Genomic DNA, 19,185 nt, shown 5'->3' with positions numbered 1-19,185 from the left:
ACTCTTCTAACGGTGCTCTCAAGACTCCGCACAAACAATCCAAAGGGTCTCGTCGCTACGCTTACGAACGAAGCTGCGCTACATACCAAACGATCGAGACTTTCGGTTGGCGAACGATGGATGGCGTTAAGCTCGCACGGTTGGGTGATATCCTGCAGGAGTTTGCAGACGCAGCATTCAAGCGGGAAGCGAACAAAGCTGTTCGCGCGGGATGTCAAAGACCTGATAGCGAGCCAGCTCCTTTCTGACAGGAGCGGGATTGCGAGCGCGCTGGCATGGGAGCGTTTTTCTAGCGGCCAGGCGGCCATTTCCGCGGCCGCATGATCTAGGACATCCGTGCGTAATATTGGCGTTCACCCAGTCCTTCTTCGCCAGAGAAGACGGTCTCTTATCTTCCGAGCTTCAGGCCTGCGGCTTCTGCGGAGCCGGAGCCTTCTCCTTATGTGCCGAGACACGTTATTTCTCGAGATGCACGAGAAATAAGTAATTGTGAGCCAGATTCGGTCACGACACCAACGTCTTGGTGCAGCATCAGCTTCGGTGATCCATCCACATCTTCGCCGTCTTCTCGATTTCGCGACAAAAACGTTCGAACTCGAACAGACGACACGCCTCTCGTTCCGCCACCCGGACGCAGCTTCGGTGTGAGACTGTCAAACGCTTCGGAAGCAAGCCCATACGATTCACACCCGATTTAGCTCCGGTCATTCGAAGGAGTGAAGATCGTTCCGTTGCATCGACAAAGGTGGTCGCAGGGAACCAAAGCTTTACGGGCCAAGCTCGATGCCAATACTAGCATGCTCGCCAGTAGTTCACGCAAATGCGTAAGCAAGCGCGGACACTCCTTCGATTGGGCCGTCCGGCAACTTTCTACCCAGGTCGTATCCCTATAGAGAGCTGATCGATCCGTCTGGGACGACTACAATTGCTTCGCCAGAGGAGAGAACAACAAGAAGTCGAGGTCGAGTCGTCAGCTGCGGTGTCGTGCCAGGTTCGCCAACAAAAATATCGTAAGTCGGTTTCGCAGGTCACCACGGACGTCAATGGCTTGTTCTTTCATCAAACGCAAAGTCTGCCTAACCCGACCTTTATATTCGGCTGGAAGGAACAGGAACGCAAGGAACCGTTCTGATAGAAGCAGAACCAAGAGCGTTCCCTCGACAGTTTCCGAGATGATTGGAAACGCAAATGTTGACGGGTGAAGGAGCGAGCCGAGCCTCGGGGGGAGGGTGCCGGCCCCCTTTCCAGGTTGAGAATTCCAAGAGGACGAGAATTGTTCCTTGTCATAAATAGTCTTCCGAGTGATAGCTCGTTATCATAGTGCCTCCGCTGGCGAACCAGTAAGTATTCAAGCGGCCCGTGTTGCCCCGGCCGCGTCGGTGTGAAAGCCCCGAGCGGGCAGGAGCTGAGCATGGCACAGTGGTTGCGCTTATGTAGTGCTCAGAGGCTGCTCGGCTCACCGTTGACTGACTTGACCGATCGCTCGGCCCAATGCTTTTGAATGTCTTCGCGCAGTGTGGCATGTCGGGTCTCATTTTTGAGCTTCTTCTCCGCTATCGAGTCCTTCTCGTCTTGGTCCTTTGACACTCGCGATGGCTGATCGAAGCTCTTCTTGAGCACGGCTCCAGCCTTTGCTAAGTTCACCCAAAGCGGCGGCTGCTCGTTCGATCCCGCTCTCCAGCTCCTCGAGCGATGTCGCTGTGGCATCCGGCGCGGGTCCTCCCCCTGCCCGAGCCGTTCGCGCGATGACGTCCGGGGGCGGTGAGGTCTCTGAGTTGAGCGCCCGATCGTGTTGCCCGATCGTCAAGAGGTTCGGCGCACCACCCTCAAGTGCTCTGGCAACCAACCGGCCGACTTCATTATGGGCGGAACGAAAATCGAGGTCGCCGCCGAGGGTGAGGCGAGTCGCCGTTTCCATGGCATTCACGAACGACGTTGCGAGCATTGCGGATGCTGTGTCTTCGGCGATGATCAAGCCCGAGAGACACAAGCGGATGAGGCGCGCCGCCCCAATTGAATGGTCGATCCCAGGCCAGAGATTGCGCGTAGCTTCCGTTCCGACCGCCACACAATTTGTGAAGGGCGTGCTATGCATTGCAGTGACTGCGGCCACGAAACACCCAAGGATCGCGCCTGCTTTTCCTTGGACTTGCTCGAGAAGGAAAGGATTGCGCTTGTGAGGCATGGCGGAGCTAGATCCGACTAGTTCGTCAGGTAGAGCGGCCAATCCCTGATCGCCGACCCACAGCAGCAACGTCTCGGCGATGCGGCTTAGAGATGATCCTAGGATCGCGCAAGCTGCCAGCAGGCGAAGAACCAGGTCCCGAGAGGCCACGCTGTCGATGGAGTTAAGTGGCGGGCTTGAGAAGCCGAGTAGCCTGGCCGTCAACTCCGGCAGGATGGGCAAGGTCGAGCCGCCGCCCGCGCCGGCCCCGAGGCAGGAAAAATTGAGAATCGGATGCACGGCCAGAAGCGCATCTAGATCGCGCGCGAGCGCGCTGGCGAAGGCCGTCAGATGGTGTGCAAAAGTGGACGGCAATGCTGGTTGACGGTGGGTGTGCAGCGGGAGGACGGTCTCAAGGTGCTCCCGAGCCAGACTGCACAGCAGTCGCAGAAGCTTTAGTAGTTCGTCTGACAGTTCTTGATACGGCGTTCTCAGCTTTAGTTTCAACAGGGTCGCATTGATATCGTTTCGGCTCCGGCCAAGATGTAAATTGCTGGCTTCGTTGCCAATTACTGAACGGAGATGATCCTCATAAGCGAGATAGGAGCCGCGGGGGGCGGGTCGACCTGCAATGCTCTGAAAGGATTCAGCTTGCAATTTGTCCAGCTCGGTCAGCACTTTTCGGGCGAGATCGCAGTCGATCAATCCGGCTCGTTCAAGCATGATGGCCTGGGCCCGATCGATATCGGCGTAGAAGGGTAGCTCGTCCTTGGCTGCACGCTGTAGATCACTGTCGAAAACGATGGCGCTGGCTTCAGGGTGAAGAGTCGATTTGATGCGGCCTGTGGTCTGCAAAGATATCTCCTCATGCGCCAAGGATGAAAGCGACGGCAGCTTCGGCGCGTCGTGCAACAGCAGAAGGGTCGTCGCCAACTGCAATGACGTGACCGATCCGGTCGCGGAAATCGTTACAGCGCCTGAACTGTAATGGTGGAGTTTGGTACAGTACGAACTCCGTCAGTCCGAAGCGATCGACGAGCTGCTCGCAATTCGGAGGAAGGCCGAAGAAGCCGTCACGCTCCGGAACAATGAATCGTATCGAGCCGTGTGCGTCTCCGGTCAAAGCGGGCGAGGACATTCCGAGCAGGGCACGGAGGACCGCGAGGACCGGGTCGAAACCAGTTGTGTAACGAAAAAGGGTGGGGATCGAACCGCCAGCAAGGCGTGGATTGACCTCGATTATCGTGACACAATCCTCGCCGACCCGGAGTTCGACATGAGCTGGTCCCTTCACGTGCCCGAGAACTTGGATGGCACGAAGCGCCTCATTTTCGATTTTCACGCGCAACCTGGGCGAGATCGACGCTGGTATATCATGTCCGATTTCAACGAAATGCGGCAAAGGACCAAGGTGTTTGCGCGTTACCCCGAGAATCTTGCTATCGAGAATCTCGACTGAATACTCCTCGCCGGCGACATACGACATAAGAAGAGCACCAGGCTGGATAGGGCGGCCTCGCATGTCATTCGTGGTCCGGAGTAGCTTGCGCAAAGCATCACTCGCGCCTGATTCGGTGTCCGCCAGGGTGACCCCGATGCTGCCGGTCCCGCTGATCGGTTTGGCTACCGCAGGTAACCCGATTTGCTTGATCGCGTTGCCGATATCGCACTCCGCTCGCACTGTCGCGCTATAGGGCACGCCGATACCTGCCGCCCGCAGGGCTGCGGACTGGCGGTCCTTGTCTCGACAAAGTGCGATCGCATTTGGATTCGGACCGGGAAGCCCTAGCCGCCTAGCTTCCAGCGCTGCTGTGTAAAGGTAGAAGTCGCTTGAGGTCGTTAGCAGCGCGATCGGCGTGGTGGCGGCGATGCTGTCGATCACAGATCTAACAGCGGTTTCTGAAGATGTATCGCATATACGTAGTTCGAGGCCCGAAATGCGGCTCAGAAAGGGATACCGCTCTGGTGAGGCTGTCACAAGGATCGGAACGAGCTTAAGTCCTTGTGCGCGCCGAATAAAGTCGGCGCCCGAGCCTGTGGTGTTGGATTCGATGAAGATCGCAGCTGGGTTGGTCACTTGTATCTACTTCAATTGAGGGAAGGTCGATCACCCATCACCTCGGTCAACGAGCGCCGGCTCCAGTTGAAGCGGCACCAGCCGCTATCAGCATGAAGCGGGTGATGAACAAGGACAGGCTCGGTCGCGGCGCGTGCGGCCTGATAGCCGTTGGCGTACATCCACGCGGGATCGTAAACATTATGCTCGTAGCGATTGCTATCGTCTGGAAAGACCGCGAGCACCTTGCTTTTGGTAAAGCGCTCGGCGTACCACTTAGCGACGAGATAGGCCGCCCCGCTCGTCGGCCCACGCCTTAACGAAGTCTCGCGATGGAGCCGGTGTGCAGCTTGATATGCTTCGTTAGCGCCGAGCCAATGGATTTCATCAAAGGCGTCGTGGAACAAGTTGCCGGGTAGAATGCTGTTGCCGAGCCCCCGCAAATCACGCCGGCCCGCCGGTTGCCCGAACAACACGCTACCGAAGGTGTCGATCCCGACGAGTTTCATTTCGGGAAAGAATGCGCGGCAATAGCGGGCAAGGCCACAGGATGAACCTCCGGAGCCCACGGTTGCGACCAGAATGTCGATCTTCCCGAAGTGCCTTATGGCTTGCTCAGCTGGGCGCGCATACGAAAGATGGTTGCCGAGGTTGTCGTACTGTCGTGACCAGGTAGCTCCGGTCCGATCCATAAAGTCGAGGAGTGCCTTTTTACGGAGCTGCTGGACGTTCGCCTCGGACGCTGTCGCCTCGACGAGGTGAACTTCAGCGCCTAACTCCTCGATCGTGCGTCTAAGGGGGGGCTCGATGGCGCGGTCGCCGAAGATGTGCAACTTGAGCGAGAACTGCATGCAAACGATGGCGAGACCGAGAGCCATCGTTCCGCTAGAGGTTTCGACAATCGTCGTGTTGGGGCCGATCGTGCCATCGCGAAGGCCCGATTCGATGATGTTGAAGGCAGGAAATACCTTCATGATCCTGAAATCGATCGCGGCCAGGTTTTCTGGCCGCAGTGAAACGATCTTGAGAGGCGCATGGGCATCGATGGTGTCGGAGAGCGTGTGCACCATGGGCTATCCTCAATAGGGAGTCGAGAAACTACGGAGGATATCGAAGCCAAGGCGACCGATCGCGGATTTGGCCTCATCCAGTCGGCTGCGAAGGTCGGCTAAATGCGGGTCGAAGATCAGACCGGCGACCGTGCCGCTATGCGCAACAACAATGCCGGCCGATCCTGTGTCTTCCTTGATGCGGAGGAGTTCGTCAAACTTCGGCTTTTTGAGCGGATTCTGAAGGGCGGTCTCGCTCTGTATGGCGGAAAAAGTCGCCACCCGGCCGGCGAGTGCAACGCTCTGCTCTGCGATCGCACGCTCCAGGACGGCCAATGCGCAACCGAAGGCGGCGATCTGATCACGTGAGTAGCGCGCCCGCGGTAAGCGGTCTGTTCCAATGCCCCCCTGGGCCACGCCGGTGTCGAACCCCAAAATGTACATTTGAGGGAGAGGACCGTTGAAAAGCTGGACAACCTTGCCCATCCGGTGGGCGAAAAGAATGGTGCTGCTTGTGCAGTCGAACATCAGCGAGTCGCACGCATGTTCGGCCGCCACCGCAAGCTTCGCTTGGAGATGGGGCGCCATAAGCACGCGTGATCCCCGATAGGCCGCGACGCTCTTCGCGATCGCGCGGATGGTGGCCACTACGCCGCTCGTAGACGACCCCATCCCGGCGCCTTCCGGAACGAAAGTCCTAACTTCAAGGGTGGCCGCCATATTCCCCATTTCAAAAGCATCGAGGGTAAGTCGAGCCGCGAGCTCACATTTGTAGAAATGACTTGGTGTCACTTGGATGCCGGTGCGGCCGACTTGCGGCACAAACTTTCCGATGCGGCTCGGCTCCAACGTCGCACGGGCTTCGGACCCATCGGCGTGCGGCATGTGAACTGAAACGAGCGCGCGCACGGTGCGGCGGTCCGCCCCGTTCTCAAGGGCGAAAGCTCCCTGGAGCAGCTCGCCGAAGTGAGGATGGCAAGTTGCCACCCCGCATGGCTTCGCGAGTGAGTGGGAGCTAGCAATCTTGCCGTCCCTTGGAGTTCTCGTCAGCATCTCCATCGTATCATTCCTCTACCGCGGCCGCGCGGCCGAAGAGCAAGGGACTTGCGTTGAAAATGGCATAGAAGCCGATGGAAACGGCCTTCATCCTGTGATGTCCGTTTACGAAGAGTGTCATAGAAACCAACCTAGAGCTTCATCTGCATCACTGTCGTCTCATTACTTACGTGAATAGAGACCTCAATCCATCATGCTCCGCAAAACTATGCCTTTGAATCGACGATTGTGGTCATGACGGCGTCGGGCTCTTTGGTAACCGCATGCTTCGCGTCGTAGCATGCCGGACTGACTTACTGGATTAGCAGCCGCACATTTAGCGACGCGTACAGATGTGCGCACCTACCAACAGAGGGAGTTCGCCCGTCAAATCGCGTTCAGCGGCCGTCGGAGCCGCTCGACGTTCAATATTGTGCCGTAAAAGCCAGGCAACGGCAGTGTTTACCGGACATGTTCGTATCTGCAGCCATACAGTAGAGGCAGCAAGCAAGGTACGCAGATCTTCAAAGAGGGTAGTTCGGGAGGCAGTGAGGATTTATTTTCATTCTGCTTCAGATGCGATGGGAGCAGACCGATTGCCCTGTTCGAATCCCCCTTTTGGCCTGAGAAATCGCCGATCAGTTGGCTGACTTAGTCTCCGCGGAGAAGTGCACGTTCTAAGCGGCGTCTATTTCGATGGGCGCAAGCTATCCGTTCGCGGTCGCCGGTCTCATGGGACGAGTACGCCTACCAACGCTCTGAGAGTCTGTCGTAGCGAGAGGACCTCTTTTTGTGACCTCCGAAACATTGGGGCGGTGGTGTCTGATCGGTCGGACCGTCAAACTTGTCAAGCGGCGAACGGTTGAAGCAAATGAGCCTTCTTGTCTCATCGGAGCTTATGTCCAATCGAGGACATCATGTTTGAATCCCGACAAACGGACGACCATTGTTTACTCGACAGCCGGGAAGTCGCTTCGAGTCTGATGTGTTGCGCTGGTGGAGCGCCAGATCTTGTTGGCACGCGGATTGCTGGAAGCTGACGAATAACGTCATTGCGGAACGATCTCCCTCCGTTCCGAAGGAGTTCAAATGAAACCTTCTCCGTTGACTCAAATAGCTGACGCGGGCAGTGCGCCAGGCGAATTGACGGCTGCTGGAGATCTCTCACCTCGGTTGTCATCCGGCCAATCAGAGGCATCCCCCGGCACCGTGGTCATGAGATTTATAGAAGGCGATCGCAAGATTGAGGAGACAGAGCTACAAGCGCGTAGCATCACACGTCATCATGTCACAAAATTCTACCGCGAGCAGATGGCGAACAGCGGCTACTACGAGCAGCTAAGACGGATTGTGGAGCCGTCGGTTAAGGAGCTCGACAGTCCGGGCATTCTGGACACGAGTGGTGAGCATGACAACACCGTGGTGCGTGGACTTCAGCACAAGTACGCACAGACCGGCTTGCTGCTGGTGACTAACCGTTGTGCCTCTTATTGTCGGTTTTGCTTCCGCAAGCGACTAGTTGGCCGAGAATCAGATGAGATCGTCCCGGATGTCGCGAAAGTTGGTCAGTACATTAGCTGCCATCCTGAGATGACAAACGTCCTGCTGTCGGGAGGCGATCCCTTTGTTCTTAGTACGGCAAAGCTCGACGAGATTCTTGCTCATCTACTCTCGATTCCGCATCTAGGTTCCATTCGAATCGGCACCAAACTGTTCGCCTTTGAGCCAAAGCGCTTCGAGGATCCCGCTCTACCTGCTCTCTTCCAACGAATACGTGATGCGGGCAAGACCGCGGTGCTTGTCACGCATTTCGATCACATCGGTGAGATCTCGGTCGATGCTGAGCGAAATATCCGATCCTTGCGTGCACAAGGAGTGCAGTTCCTCAATCAATCTGTGCTGCTTGCAGACGTAAATGACAATCCAGAGCTTTTGACAGCGACTTTCTCTAAGTTCCACCAAATTGGCATCCGCCCTTATTATCTCTTTCAAGCAAGGCCGGTAAAGGGTGCGTCCCATTTTCAGGTGCCGCTTCGTCGCGGAATAGAGATCGCGAAAGGCGTCAATCAACGTCTGGCGGGCATCGAAAAGACTTTCAAATATATCATGTCGCATTACACCGGGAAGATCGAGATTCTTGATGTGGGTGATGATGGACGTATCTATATGCGATATCATCAAAACAAGATCCCGGAAAAAATCGGGAAGATCTTTTCGAGGCAATACGTCGAGTCCGCTTGCTGGTTAGATGATCTGCCGGAGGATGATCGATTGAAGAACTAGAGGCTACCGCGGCACGACGTGAAGCACTTCCGTATTGGGCGAAAAGGTGCAGAGGAGGATCAAGCCAAGGGGCGGCGGATCCCAGGCTGCGCCTCATCTACTCCCCGGCAGCAATTTACCCAGTCGTCCAGCAACGGGTCGCAAGGGGGCTCCGGTAAAGGGGCTCCGGTAACTGAGTGAACTAATTCGGGAACATATGCTGTCGTGCCGAGCAGGCGCCTGGCTGATCGCTGTTGGAGGATCGCAGTGCAAGAAGAGTGGGTAGCGAGCCGGATAAAATGCACGACTTGAAGCCGCTATGAACAGCCATTTTGATACGGAGACCTCTGCGGTCATTTTAATTCGAGCGCGCGGTTCCATTGCTTTGACGGTGGATGGCCGGAGGATTATCGACTTCTACTCAGGAGCCGGGTCGCTAAACTACGGCCACAACAATCATCAGATCAGGGAGGCTATTCTCGAGTATCTAACGTCAGATGCGGTGGTCAGCGGGTTTAACATGGCTACTTCTGCTGAACTTAAGTTTGTGGATACGTTCAGATCTGTCGTGCTTTGCGAACGGGGTTTGCGGCCATATCATTTCAAATTCACTGGACCAAGTGGCGCCATCGCTATCGACGCAGCTCTGGAGCTCTCGCGCAAAGTTACGGGACGTCAGAATATCGTCTCGTTCACCAGTGGACAGAGCGAATCCATTGCTCTGCGCGGTGGCGGGCTTCGACGTACTGGCGTTGACGTGTCTCCACGCGGACTAGGTCTTGTCCCATTCGACGGCTATGTTGGGCCGGTCGTTAGTACAACCGACCATTTGCGAAAGGTGTTGCTTGACCAGTACCGCGGCATTGATCGTCCAGCTGCAATTCTGGTCAAAGCTGTGCAGCGAAACAGTGGCATGAACGTAGCGAGCAAAGAGTGGTTAAGGTCGATCCAGGCAATTGCGAAAGAGACTGGCGCCGTTCTGATACTAGACGAAACGGAAATGGGCTGTGGCCGGACAGGCCAATTTTTTAGTTTCGAGGTCGCGGGCTTATCGCCGGACATCGTTGTGATGTCGAGTTCTCTGAGCGGCTGTGGTTTGCCGTTGTCAATGCTGCTAATTAAAGATGAGGTCGACCATACTTGGCCTGTGCAGAACGCGGGTACGGAAAAGACCGACATTGCGTTTGCGGCTGCAGCCGCGGCCATAGATATCTATTGGCGCGACCGCCTCCTCTCGGAGGAGGTGCAGCGCTTGGGAGAGCTTGCGCGCTGCCGGCTCAACGACGTTGCATGCTACTATGGGAGTAGCTTTTCTGTTCGGGGGAGGGGGCTGGCGTTGGGATTTGATTGCCAGACGTCTGAAATTGCAGAAGCGACCAGACGCAACGCCTTCGCGAGAGGTCTATTTATTGAGCGATGCGCTTCGGTTGGTGAGGTCATACAATTGTTGCCGGCACTCACGATTGATAGCGAGACTCTCAATAGGGGCCTTCAAATATTTGAAGAAGCCTTGGCGGAGGCCCTGGATCAAAGAGGGACTGCGAGGCATAAATCCCGGCGGGATAGAGACAAAGATGATGCGAGCTGATCTGGCACGGAAACTGCGCGTCGCCATCTTGTCGGCCAAGTAGGGGTGAGCAATGGACGTCCGGATCGCAGCCGATGTCCGTTGCGGTGAGATGGGCGGCATCGGGGCGGAGTGGTGATGCTGGAAAGGCTCTGCAAGCAAGCGAAGGTTGCGCACATGTGACAGAAGGGCAGAACTCTTCGAGTGAAGAACAGTTTAGCCGAAAAATACATGAGTCGCTAGCCGCTGCTTGATGCAAACTGAACGGGAAGTCAAAGCATCGACGTATCGTCAGCCAATGTAGACGGGCAGGACGACTAAAATGATTATGCTGCGTGAGGCGCGGCTCAGGGGCCTTGGTGAACGAGTCCTGTGTTCCTCGAAAAAGATGCAAGCTGAAGCGAAAGAAGTTCGCGATCGCATGCGCAGTGGTCCGTCCAACAAGACTTGCGAGTTGTTTGATTTCGATTAGTTCAATGTGAACGCCACCAGTCTGGTCCTCTCGCGCGTACCTGCGTACGAGCGGCATCCCACAACTTGGCCCGTAAGCGCCCAAGAGAAAAGGTAGTACGACATTCATTGTGCAGAGCGTATCATGTTTGATCGTTATAACGTGCGAGGTAACTCATGACGGTTGACGAGCGAGCGGCAGAAATGTGCGCACGCATTCCGGTGCATCTCTCACGGTCCAGCCCGATATGCGACACCATGGCCGCGCAGAAAGACATCACCCTGTTCCTGGGATTCGATTTTCATGAATATGTCTCAATTACCCGGGCAACTCCGACGAAAGGGCGAACGTTTCCAAACTTTCGGCCTGACCGATCGACTATTCGCCCAGGCGAGGGATATTGGGTGGTCGGCCTCGACAAGAACAACGACGTCGTGCTTACAAATGCTACTCGGCTGTATGACCTTTCGCACAGTAGCTTTGCAGAGCATCTTCGGTCGCTGAGAGCATTTTACAGTGAGCCGATCACACATGCGCATCATCACGATCGTTGCGCTTGCATGGCCCCCGCCGCAGAGGAAATGACCGGAAAAATAGCCTACAACGGGGATCTTTGGGTGCGCAGAGATCTTAGAGGACAGGGCGTCCCGGGGATGATAGCCCGAGTTACGCGCCGCATCGCTTATGCTATGTGGGCTCCCGATTTCTTATGCGCGCTTGTGGCTCGCTGGCGAGTGGATAAAGGGCTTCCACACTATTATCATCATGAACCCGGCGGATCGATCTTGCGGCTTGTTGAAGAGGATATTGCTGAGGATAATTGGCTAGTGTGGGTAACAGGTGACGAGCTAAAAAGTGAAGTTTACCATTGCTCTAAGGATCTTTTCGCCGCGCCATCAGACGTTTCGTGGTCCGAGACAGCAGGCGGTTGAATCCGTAGTGTCCGCAATCATTGAATGCCGATCGATGAGGTGTACTGTGCGCACAAATCATTAGAGTCAGATTCGACTTTAGATTAGATTTGTTCGGCGGAGCAGTCGCTTGCAGGAGAGCGTCGATCCGGAAAAACGCAAGCAAGCAAATCGAAGTCATCTGCCTCCTTCAAAGTGTAGATATCGTCCCATTCCTGTGACCAAAGCGGCCGCCGGCCAAACAACTGTTTCCTTTGCCCACCATCGCTTGAGGTGTGTGTTTCACCCTCCAAGCCGGGACGACCCGGTCGCGTTCTGCTGAGATAATAGCCGGCCGCATTGGTTCGGCCCCGTTAAGCTTGTGAGTCTCAAGCGCTTTTGCGCGCCGGCAACAGACGCAGCCGCGAAAGTGATAAACAGGTGCTGCGGCAAACTTCCGTGACCATCATGAACCTAGCCCCAGGCGGTTGGATCACGCGTATGGGCTTTTGCGAAGATGCGCTCGGCATGATCAACCTCAAAGCATTTTCCTCGAAGAAGACGTCGCCCTCAAGAACGAAGTGGTCACCGAAAAGGAGTGTGTCACGCGCCAACCAGAGCGAATAGGCACTTCCGGTACGATCCTGAGAGGGGAGTCGACGGACTTGATTGCAACAGCGCCAAAGTGGCAGCCGCAGGCATTTTGGATCGCCTCTTTGCGATACTCGACAACAATCGTAACCTGTTCCAAGCCGGCACGCCCGAGGTTATGTAGCGCGTCGAGCTGGATGAATTGCCATTGAGTTCGATCAGGGGTTTCGGGGCAAGATCGGGGTGACCTGCCCCTGCGTATTTCCTCCAGATGGAGTTAGAGTCCGGCCCGAAGAAGGACGGACAGATGAAGCGAGCAAGGTTCACGGAAGAGCAGATTATCGCAGTGTTGAAGGAGCATGAGGCTGGGGCAAAGACGGCCGACCTGGCTCGCAAGCACGGGGTCTCGGAAGCAACGATCTACAATTGGAAGGCCAAATTCGGCGGCATGGACGTTTCAGAGGCGAAGCGGCTGAGGGCGCTGGAGGACGAGAACGCGAAGCTGAAGAAGCTTCTAGCCGAGCAGATGCTCGACGCCGCCGCCCTTCGCGAGCTTCTTTCAAAAAAATGGTAGGGCCCGCCGCCAAGCGCGCTGCGGTCGCGCATCTGCAGGCCGTCATGAGCCTGTCGGAGCGGCGGGCCTGTTCGATTGTCGGAGCGGATCGGAAGATGATCCGCTATCGCTCCAGCCGTCCTCCGGACGCGACTCTCCGTGGCCGGCTGCGTGACCTTGCCAACGAGCGGCGGCGTTTCGGCTACCGCCGGCTGTTCGTGCTGCTGCGGCGGGAGGGTGAGCCATCGGGGATCAACCGGATCTACCGGCTTTATCGGGAAGAAGGGCTCACCGTCCGCAAGCGGCGGGCTCGCCGCAAGGCCGTGGGGACCCGTGCCCCGATCCTAGTCGAGGCGATGCCCAACGCGCGCTGGTCGCTGGATTTCGTCCACGACCAATTCGCCAACGGTCGGCGCTTCCGCATCCTCAACATCGTCGACGACGTCACCAAGGAATGTCTGGGCGCCATTCCGGATACGTCGATCTCAGGACGACGCGTCGCTCGCGAACTGACGGCCGTCGTCCAACGACGCGGCAAGCCAGGAATGATCGTGTCCGACCACGGCACCGAGTTCACCTGCAATGCCATGCTCGCCTGGTGCAGGGACGCAGCTATCGACTGGCACTTCATTGCACCGGGAAAGCCGATGCAGAACGGCTTCGTCGAGAGTTTCAACGGCCGGATGCGTGACGAGCTGCTCAACGAGACTCTCTTCTTCGATCTCGACCATGCCCGCGCCAAGATCGCCAATTGGGTTGCCGACTACAATCTTCAGCGGCCTCACTCGTCGCTGAAATACATGACCCCCGCGGCTTATGCCGCCCACCTCACCGCAACGGACGATCGGCTACGCAACCCCGACCAGCTCCGCCGATCGTCCGTTGCTCCAACCGCGCCACTTGGCGTACAAAGCTCCGAGACTCTAACCGCTGCCGGATGAAAATTCAGTGGCAGGTCAGGGGTAGTGGCCGCAGAGCATTCAGAGGCGTTCCAAGCGCTTTCTTCATCCCGAGTGTCACTCCTTCAAGCGTGGACGCCTCCGTTGGGGCCTCCGGCGAGCGTGTCAGGATCACCTCGCTGATTGAAAGAAGGCATGATTTGTAGTCGACGCATAGAATGGCACCGATCTGTGTGTGGTTTCTTGAGCCGTACGGCGAGATGTTTTGGGATGTCCAGAGCGTCTCCGGAGTTTGCTTCGCAGCCCGTTAGGTGACACTGGAGCGGGACCGACGAGAGGTGAGGGCGCACGGGAACGTCTTGAAGAATGAAAACTCAGGTGCCAAACCCTGCTATCCTAGGCTATCCGGGCTGCAGATATCGCTTCTCGGACGCGGCGAGTTCGTCATACCTTAGGAGTTCGAAAATCTCGCTGAGCGGCGCAATATGAGATTCAATACTGGCAACGCTCTCCTGAGCTGCGATACTATCGCAGACGCGCCGGATTGCAGCTGCCGCAGCTCGCATGGAGTGATTGGCCCAAATAACGGTGGAGATGCGCGCATCACGATAGGCGGAGACTGGCGTTCGATAGTATGTCGTCGGAACGATCACGACAGGAAGCCGGTTCCGCCACTCGGTGACGAACGAAAGAATCTCGTCCGCGGTACTCTTTCGCGAGTGAATCAAGACGGCATCGGCGCCTGCGTCCGCATAGGCATGAGCACGCAAGATGGCCTCGTTCAATCCATGACCGGCGATCAGCGCTTCGATTCTGGCCACGAGAAGAAGATGTTCCGCGACCTTATCCTTCACAGCCCGCAGACGCCCGGAATTCGTCGATATCGGCAAGGGGATGCCGGTCACCAATGAGCGAGTTCATCTTCGGGAAGCAGCTGTCCTCAAGCGACACGCCCGCCGCGCCAGCCTGGCAAAGCTTGCGTGCAAGGAGGCGGGCATTGTTGAAATTGCCGAAGCCCCCATCGCCGTCAACGAGCACCGGTAGCTCTGTCGAATCCACGATACGTTCGACGCTCTCGACGAGCTGGCTCCATGAGGCTTCGTTGGCATCGCGAAAGCCTAGTGAAGTGGCAATCGACAAACCAGACGCCCAGAGCCCCTTGAATCCCGCGCGCTCGGCGATTCTAGCCGAAAGGCCATCATGCGCCTCCATCAGAAACGAGAGCTCACCATTCGAACAGACCTCGGCACGAAGCCTTTCGACAGCCGATGGCCGCGTGTATTGATGAGCTGCGGTGGGCCGAAGGGCTTGTGGTTGACGCTGCATACGCAAATCCTAGACGGCCGAGCTTCGATTGACGCAAAATGTCGCGGTTTATATCCTTTTGGATTGACGGCGATCAATGACCAGCTTTGGTAGGTTTTTTTGACGTAAAGGGCATGCATGATTGCAAGGATTGACGCGAGACGCAAAGTCGTCGTTATGAGCTCATGGGCGTTGATTCCCGCTCTCCGGCGCGAGGAACGCTTAGTGAAGGGGGTATTTCACACAGAATTTGGTCTCGAACGCTACAATTGCCGTAATGCGGTTGTGGCGTTTACGACATATGGCGAGAGCTTCTCGATATGGCCTGCTTGAGATGGCAGCCTCGCGAGAGTGCAGTCGCTATCGCCGACGAACTTGCTCCGATTCGGCGAGAGTTTGCCTGGGCGACTGAATGGTATGGCATTTGCTGATGCCGTTCTTGTTCTCTCAAGCCCAGGAGAAGGTCATGTCGGATGTCGATGAGAAAGAGGTAGTGCTATCGGGACGGGAAAAGCAGTGTTTGCGATGGGTCGAGAAGGGGAAGTCATCCTGGTCGATCGGGGTCATCCTGAACGTCAGCGAGAACACCGTCAACTTCCATATCAAGAATGCGATGCGAAAGCTCGAAACCAGCTCAGGATCACCTCGCTGATTGAAAGAAGGCGTGATTTGTAGTCGACGCATAGAATGGCACCGATCTGTGTGTGGTTTCTTGAGCCGTACGGCGAGATGTTTTGGGATGTCCAGAGCGTCTCCGGAGTTTGCTTCGCAGCCCGTTAGGTGACACTGGAGCGGGACCGACGAGAGGTGAGGGCGCACGGGAACGTCTTGAAGAATGAAAACTCAGGTGCCAAACCCTGCTATCCTAGGCTATCCGGGCTGCAGATATCGCTTCTCGGACGCGGCGAGTTCGTCATACCTTAGGAGTTCGAAAATCTCGCTGAGCGGCGCAATATGAGATTCAATACTGGCAACGCTCTCCTGAGCTGCGATACTATCGCAGACGCGCCGGATTGCAGCTGCCGCAGCTCGCATGGAGTGATTGGCCCAAATAACGGTGGAGATGCGCGCATCACGATAGGCGGAGACTGGCGTTCGATAATATGTCGTCGGAACGATCACGACAGGAAGCCGGTTCCCCCACTCGGTGACGAACGAAAGAATCTCGTCCGCGGTACTCTTTCGCGAGTGAATCAAGACGGCATCGGCGCCTGCGTCCGCATAGGCATGAGCACGCAAGATGGCATCGTTCAATCCGTGACCGGCGATCAGCGCTTCGATCCTGGCCACGAGAAGAAGGTGTTGCGCGACCGTATCCTTCACAGCCCGCAGACGTCCGGAGAATTCATCGATATCGGCAAGGGGATGCCGGTCACCAATGAGCGAGTTCATCTTCGGGAAGCAGCTGTCCTCAAGCGAGACGCCGGCCGCGCCAGCCTTGCAAAGCTGGCGTGCAAAGAGGCGGGCATTGTTGAAATTGCCGAAGCCCCCATCCCCGTCAACGAGCACTGGTAGCTCAGTCGAATCCGCGATGCGTTCGACGCTCTCGACGAGCTGGGTCCATGAGGCTTCGTTGGCATCGCGAAAGCCTAGTGAAGTGGCAATCGACAAACCAGACGCCCAGAGCCCCTTGAATCCCGCGCGCTCGGCGATTCTAGCCGAAAGGCCATCATGCGCCTCCATCAGGAACGAGAGCTCACCATTCGAACAGACCTCGGCGCGAAGCTTTTCGACAGGGGATGGCCCGGTGTATTGCTGACCTGCGGTGGGCCGAACGGCTTGTGGTTGATACCGCATTCACAAATCCTGGAAGCGCTTCGATTGACGCAAACGTCGCCGTTCTTAGCCTTTTGGAGTGACGTCGACCAATGACCAGCTTTGGTAGTTTATTTTGACGTAAAGGGCTTGCATGATCTCCAAGGATTGACATGAAATGCAAAGCCGTCGTTATGAGCTCACGGGCGTTGGTCCCGCTCTCTGGCGCGAGGAACGCTTAGTGAAGGGGCGATATTTCACACAGAGTGTGGTCTCGACCGCTACGATTGTCGTAATGGAGATTGTGGCGTTTACGACATATGGCGAGAGCTCCTCGATAGGGCCGGCTTGAAATGGCAGCCTCACCAGAGTGGAGCCGCTAGCTCCGAAGAACTTGCTCTGATTCGGCGGCAGTTTGCCTGGGCGAGTGAATGGTATGGCATTTGCTGATGCCGTTCCTGATCTCTCACGCCCAGGAAAAAGTCATGGCCGATATCGAAGAGAAAGTGGTTGTACTGTCGGAACGGGAAGTACAGTGTTTGCGATGGGTCGAGAAGGGGAAGTCATCCTGGTCGATCGGGGTCATCCTGAACGTCAGCGAGAACACCGTCAATTTCCACATCAAGAATGCGATGCGAAAGCTCGAAACGAGCACCCGGACCGAGTGTGTGGTCAAAGCGAGGCGTCTGGGTCTTATTTAGATCGCGGTTCGGGCTCTGGCTCATAAGGCCGTGGATTACGGTGGCGAAATGCGAAAGAAATTGCGTCCCGCCGACTGTACTGCGATGAAAGAGGCGCTGATATATGCGCGCTTCCAGGTCGTCGCCTATCGTAATGGTGAGGCGTAACGCGGACGAGCGAGCCGATGTAGTGCCGCCGGCGCGTCACGCTCTTGAAAGCTCGACGGTGAGCCCGGCCCCAATCGTGTGTCTTCCCGCTGCGAGCCTACTGGCCTTATACGCGTCACAGGAAGGTCCGGTGATCATAGCGGCAGACGTCCTGAAGTTATGCCTATCCAAAGGCGGATTAGACGGCGTTGGGGGGGGCGGCAGTGACAGTCGGCCGACGCATTTCCAAAACGTGCTGCTGGTAGACGTCGCTCGAACTCTAGCGGTGTACACGCCTCACCGAAATCGGGTGATGCTCACGGAGCTTTGCCGGCTTGGTGAACGATCTTCGCGGGCCACTAATCCCCAGCTCGTCTTTTGGGTGATTAGAGCGGCGTATGTATGCATGCAATTCTCCTGTAAACCGGCAGCCGGCAGCCAGCAACCCAAGCCGAGGCAAAAGCGTCATCAGGACCCTGAGGCCTGGAATTCGCGCCAGGGACGTTCCTATCGTTCGCGTATTGAAGCATAGCTAGTCCATCCGACAAAAAAAGAGCGCGAGCCCTTGGCATCGAGCCCGCGGCGTTAGTTGTCCCTGGTCTTGATGAGCGGAAGACTCTTCGCTAGATCACAAGCGTTCAGTATGGAGGTGCCGCCGTGGCAATGGGTATTGTGAAGTGGTTCATCCGACCAAGGGTTATGGGTTTATCAGGCCCGAGGATGGAGGCCCCGATGTTTTCGTGCACCTTAGTGCCGTAGAAAAAGCTGGTTTCACCACCCTCGAGGAGGGAGCCCGCGTAAGTTATGAACTCAAGACGGGGCGTACGGGCAAACTGTCAGCTGAGGATCTCCGGGTTGGCTGATACGAGCAAGCTGATGATGCCCTAAACGAGAGCACGGCTTGTCTCGAACTTGTGAGTATGATCGTGCAGTGGTGGTGACGTCTCGCTGACGTGGCCACCTCTTTTCCGCGCAGGGAACATAACTTCGACGGGCTCCGCCGGAGCATTGCGATGGTGAAGGAGGTGAAGCGCTGGTGACGCAGGAGCCATTAGCTTGTCGCGGGACAAAAGGGGTCTCTCAGCGCGGGCCAGTAGACGATCGTGGCTTTAGTGCAGCGATCTTTTCACCACGAGATCTGAGTTACAAGAACGCCAGTACAGCTCCGGACCGTGCTCTGTTGTTCGTCCGGCGCGTTTTCTCTGGCTGGATTGCCTGCTGAAGATTCTCCGTCAATCTATGTATTGGTAAGAACCACCTGAGACGGGACATCGCGTCCTCTTAGATGGGTATGATTGTCCCGGGCTCACCAATTTCGTAAACAAGGACGGCACCGTTACCCCGGAAACCTTGCGAGAAGCTGACGGGCTTCGCCGTTGGCTCGGAAAAAGTCGAGGCACCAGTGCCGCTTTCGCTCCTGCCGTTTGCGGGCTACGATTGTCCTAGCGCAATTGTCTAATCCACCGCCGGCGGCTTAGCCAACCTGCTTGCGGGGGGCCGAAACGTGCAAACGCACAGAATGGTGCCAACTGCCTTCTGAGTTTTCTCGTCATCAACTTGCCGGGCAAAGTCCCTGAGGCGAAGAAGCCGCGTCCCATCGTGATCGGCGGTGTTGCTTCGAGCAACGTTACTCATGATCTAATCCAAAGCCGCGCGTTGGTAGCAGCGGCCGGCCGGGATTATCATCTAAACCTCCCCGAATTGCACCCTCCAAGAGCCCATCCGCCCTCCAGCCACGCGCTACCAGCGGATTTTATCTCGGTGATGTGATCGAGCCGAGC

General features: G+C 56.5%; 10 protein-coding genes and 4 pseudogenes. 8 read left to right on the top strand and 6 right to left on the bottom strand.

Translation table 11 applies throughout. The features are described 5' to 3' along the window. Window positions 1–1,531: 1,531 nt before the first annotated feature. From P6U27_RS30430 to P6U27_RS30415, 4 genes are read right to left on the bottom strand one after another with little or no spacing between them, the layout of a single operon-like run. On the bottom strand, window positions 1,532–3,097 hold the full coding sequence (locus P6U27_RS30430) for a lyase family protein (protein WP_407193070.1): 1,566 nt from the start codon (window positions 3,095–3,097) through the stop codon (window positions 1,532–1,534). After that, window positions 3,030–4,241 (bottom strand): ATP-grasp domain-containing protein, encoded by a 1,212-nt coding sequence (locus tag P6U27_RS30425; RefSeq protein ID WP_407193069.1) that lies wholly within the window; start codon window positions 4,239–4,241, stop codon window positions 3,030–3,032. The genes P6U27_RS30430 and P6U27_RS30425 overlap by 68 nt, the downstream gene beginning before the upstream one ends. A gap of 11 nt (window positions 4,242–4,252) precedes the next feature. Next, window positions 4,253–5,290: a pyridoxal-phosphate dependent enzyme gene (locus P6U27_RS30420; RefSeq protein ID WP_407193068.1), complete on the bottom strand. Its 1,038-nt coding sequence runs from the start codon at window positions 5,288–5,290 to the stop codon at window positions 4,253–4,255. A gap of 9 nt (window positions 5,291–5,299) precedes the next feature. Further along, on the bottom strand, window positions 5,300–6,328 hold the full coding sequence (locus tag P6U27_RS30415; protein ID WP_407193067.1) for a hypothetical protein: 1,029 nt from the start codon (window positions 6,326–6,328) through the stop codon (window positions 5,300–5,302). A 1,065-nt stretch (window positions 6,329–7,393) separates the two neighbouring features. Between P6U27_RS30415 and P6U27_RS30410 the strand changes: the two genes are divergently transcribed. The 5 genes and pseudogenes from P6U27_RS30410 (at window position 7,394) to P6U27_RS30390 (ending at window position 13,559) form a co-directional block, all read left to right on the top strand. Further along, window positions 7,394–8,587, top strand: coding sequence for a KamA family radical SAM protein (locus tag P6U27_RS30410; RefSeq protein WP_407193066.1), 1,194 nt, complete (start codon window positions 7,394–7,396; stop codon window positions 8,585–8,587). Between the two features lie 298 nt (window positions 8,588–8,885). Beyond that, window positions 8,886–10,154, top strand: a complete 1,269-nt coding sequence (locus P6U27_RS30405) for an aminotransferase class III-fold pyridoxal phosphate-dependent enzyme (protein WP_407193065.1) — start codon at window positions 8,886–8,888, stop codon at window positions 10,152–10,154. Between the two features lie 606 nt (window positions 10,155–10,760). Next, window positions 10,761–11,516: a hypothetical protein gene (locus P6U27_RS30400; RefSeq protein ID WP_407193064.1), complete on the top strand. Its 756-nt coding sequence runs from the start codon at window positions 10,761–10,763 to the stop codon at window positions 11,514–11,516. 820 nt (window positions 11,517–12,336) lie between these two features. Further along, window positions 12,337–12,525: pseudogene (locus P6U27_RS30395) on the top strand (transposase); the annotation flags it as partial. Continuing rightward, window positions 12,492–13,559, top strand: a complete 1,068-nt coding sequence (locus tag P6U27_RS30390) for an IS3 family transposase (protein ID WP_407192984.1) — start codon at window positions 12,492–12,494, stop codon at window positions 13,557–13,559. The pseudogene P6U27_RS30395 and the gene P6U27_RS30390, both read left to right, overlap by 34 nt. A gap of 359 nt (window positions 13,560–13,918) precedes the next feature. Here P6U27_RS30390 and P6U27_RS30385 read toward each other — a convergent pair. Continuing rightward, window positions 13,919–14,729, bottom strand: a pseudogene (locus tag P6U27_RS30385) (isocitrate lyase/phosphoenolpyruvate mutase family protein). A gap of 574 nt (window positions 14,730–15,303) precedes the next feature. On the opposite strand from P6U27_RS30385, the pseudogene P6U27_RS30380 reads away from it, so the two are divergent. Continuing rightward, window positions 15,304–15,474, top strand: a pseudogene (locus tag P6U27_RS30380) (helix-turn-helix transcriptional regulator); the annotation flags it as partial. Window positions 15,475–15,692: 218 nt separating this feature from the next. On the opposite strand, the gene aepX reads toward P6U27_RS30380, so the two are convergent. Beyond that, complete coding sequence (aepX, locus tag P6U27_RS30375) at window positions 15,693–16,619, bottom strand: phosphoenolpyruvate mutase (protein WP_407193063.1); 927 nt, start codon at window positions 16,617–16,619, stop codon at window positions 15,693–15,695. Between the two features lie 443 nt (window positions 16,620–17,062). Here aepX and P6U27_RS30370 point away from each other — a divergent pair, with 443 nt between their 5' ends. Then, a complete protein-coding gene (locus P6U27_RS30370) occupies window positions 17,063–17,278 on the top strand; it encodes a helix-turn-helix transcriptional regulator (RefSeq protein ID WP_407193062.1) in 216 nt (71 codons plus the stop codon). A 783-nt stretch (window positions 17,279–18,061) separates the two neighbouring features. Then, window positions 18,062–18,267, top strand: a pseudogene (locus P6U27_RS30365) (cold-shock protein). The last annotated feature ends 918 nt before the right edge of the window (window positions 18,268–19,185 follow it).

The organism is Bradyrhizobium sp. STM 3566 (assembly GCF_045571445.1).
Classification (GTDB): Bacteria; Pseudomonadota; Alphaproteobacteria; order Rhizobiales; family Xanthobacteraceae; genus Bradyrhizobium; species Bradyrhizobium vignae.
The sequence above is the reverse complement of the archived record's forward strand: the minus strand, read 5'-3'. Positions and strand labels throughout refer to the sequence as shown.

Bases quoted from the DNA above. Each gene is read 5' to 3' on its own strand.
- P6U27_RS30420 (WP_407193068.1), bottom strand. From the start codon at position 5,290: ATGGTGCACACGCTCTCCGACACCATCGATGCCCATGCGCCTCTCAAG.
- P6U27_RS30415 (WP_407193067.1), bottom strand. From the start codon at position 6,328: ATGGAGATGCTGACGAGAACTCCAAGGGACGGCAAGATTGCTAGCTCC.
- P6U27_RS30410 (WP_407193066.1), top strand. From the start codon at position 7,394: ATGAAACCTTCTCCGTTGACTCAAATAGCTGACGCGGGCAGTGCGCCA.
- P6U27_RS30405 (WP_407193065.1), top strand. From the start codon at position 8,886: ATGAACAGCCATTTTGATACGGAGACCTCTGCGGTCATTTTAATTCGA.
- P6U27_RS30400 (WP_407193064.1), top strand. From the start codon at position 10,761: ATGACGGTTGACGAGCGAGCGGCAGAAATGTGCGCACGCATTCCGGTG.
- aepX (WP_407193063.1), bottom strand. From the start codon at position 16,619: ATGCGGTATCAACCACAAGCCGTTCGGCCCACCGCAGGTCAGCAATAC.
- P6U27_RS30370 (WP_407193062.1), top strand. From the start codon at position 17,063: ATGGCCGATATCGAAGAGAAAGTGGTTGTACTGTCGGAACGGGAAGTA.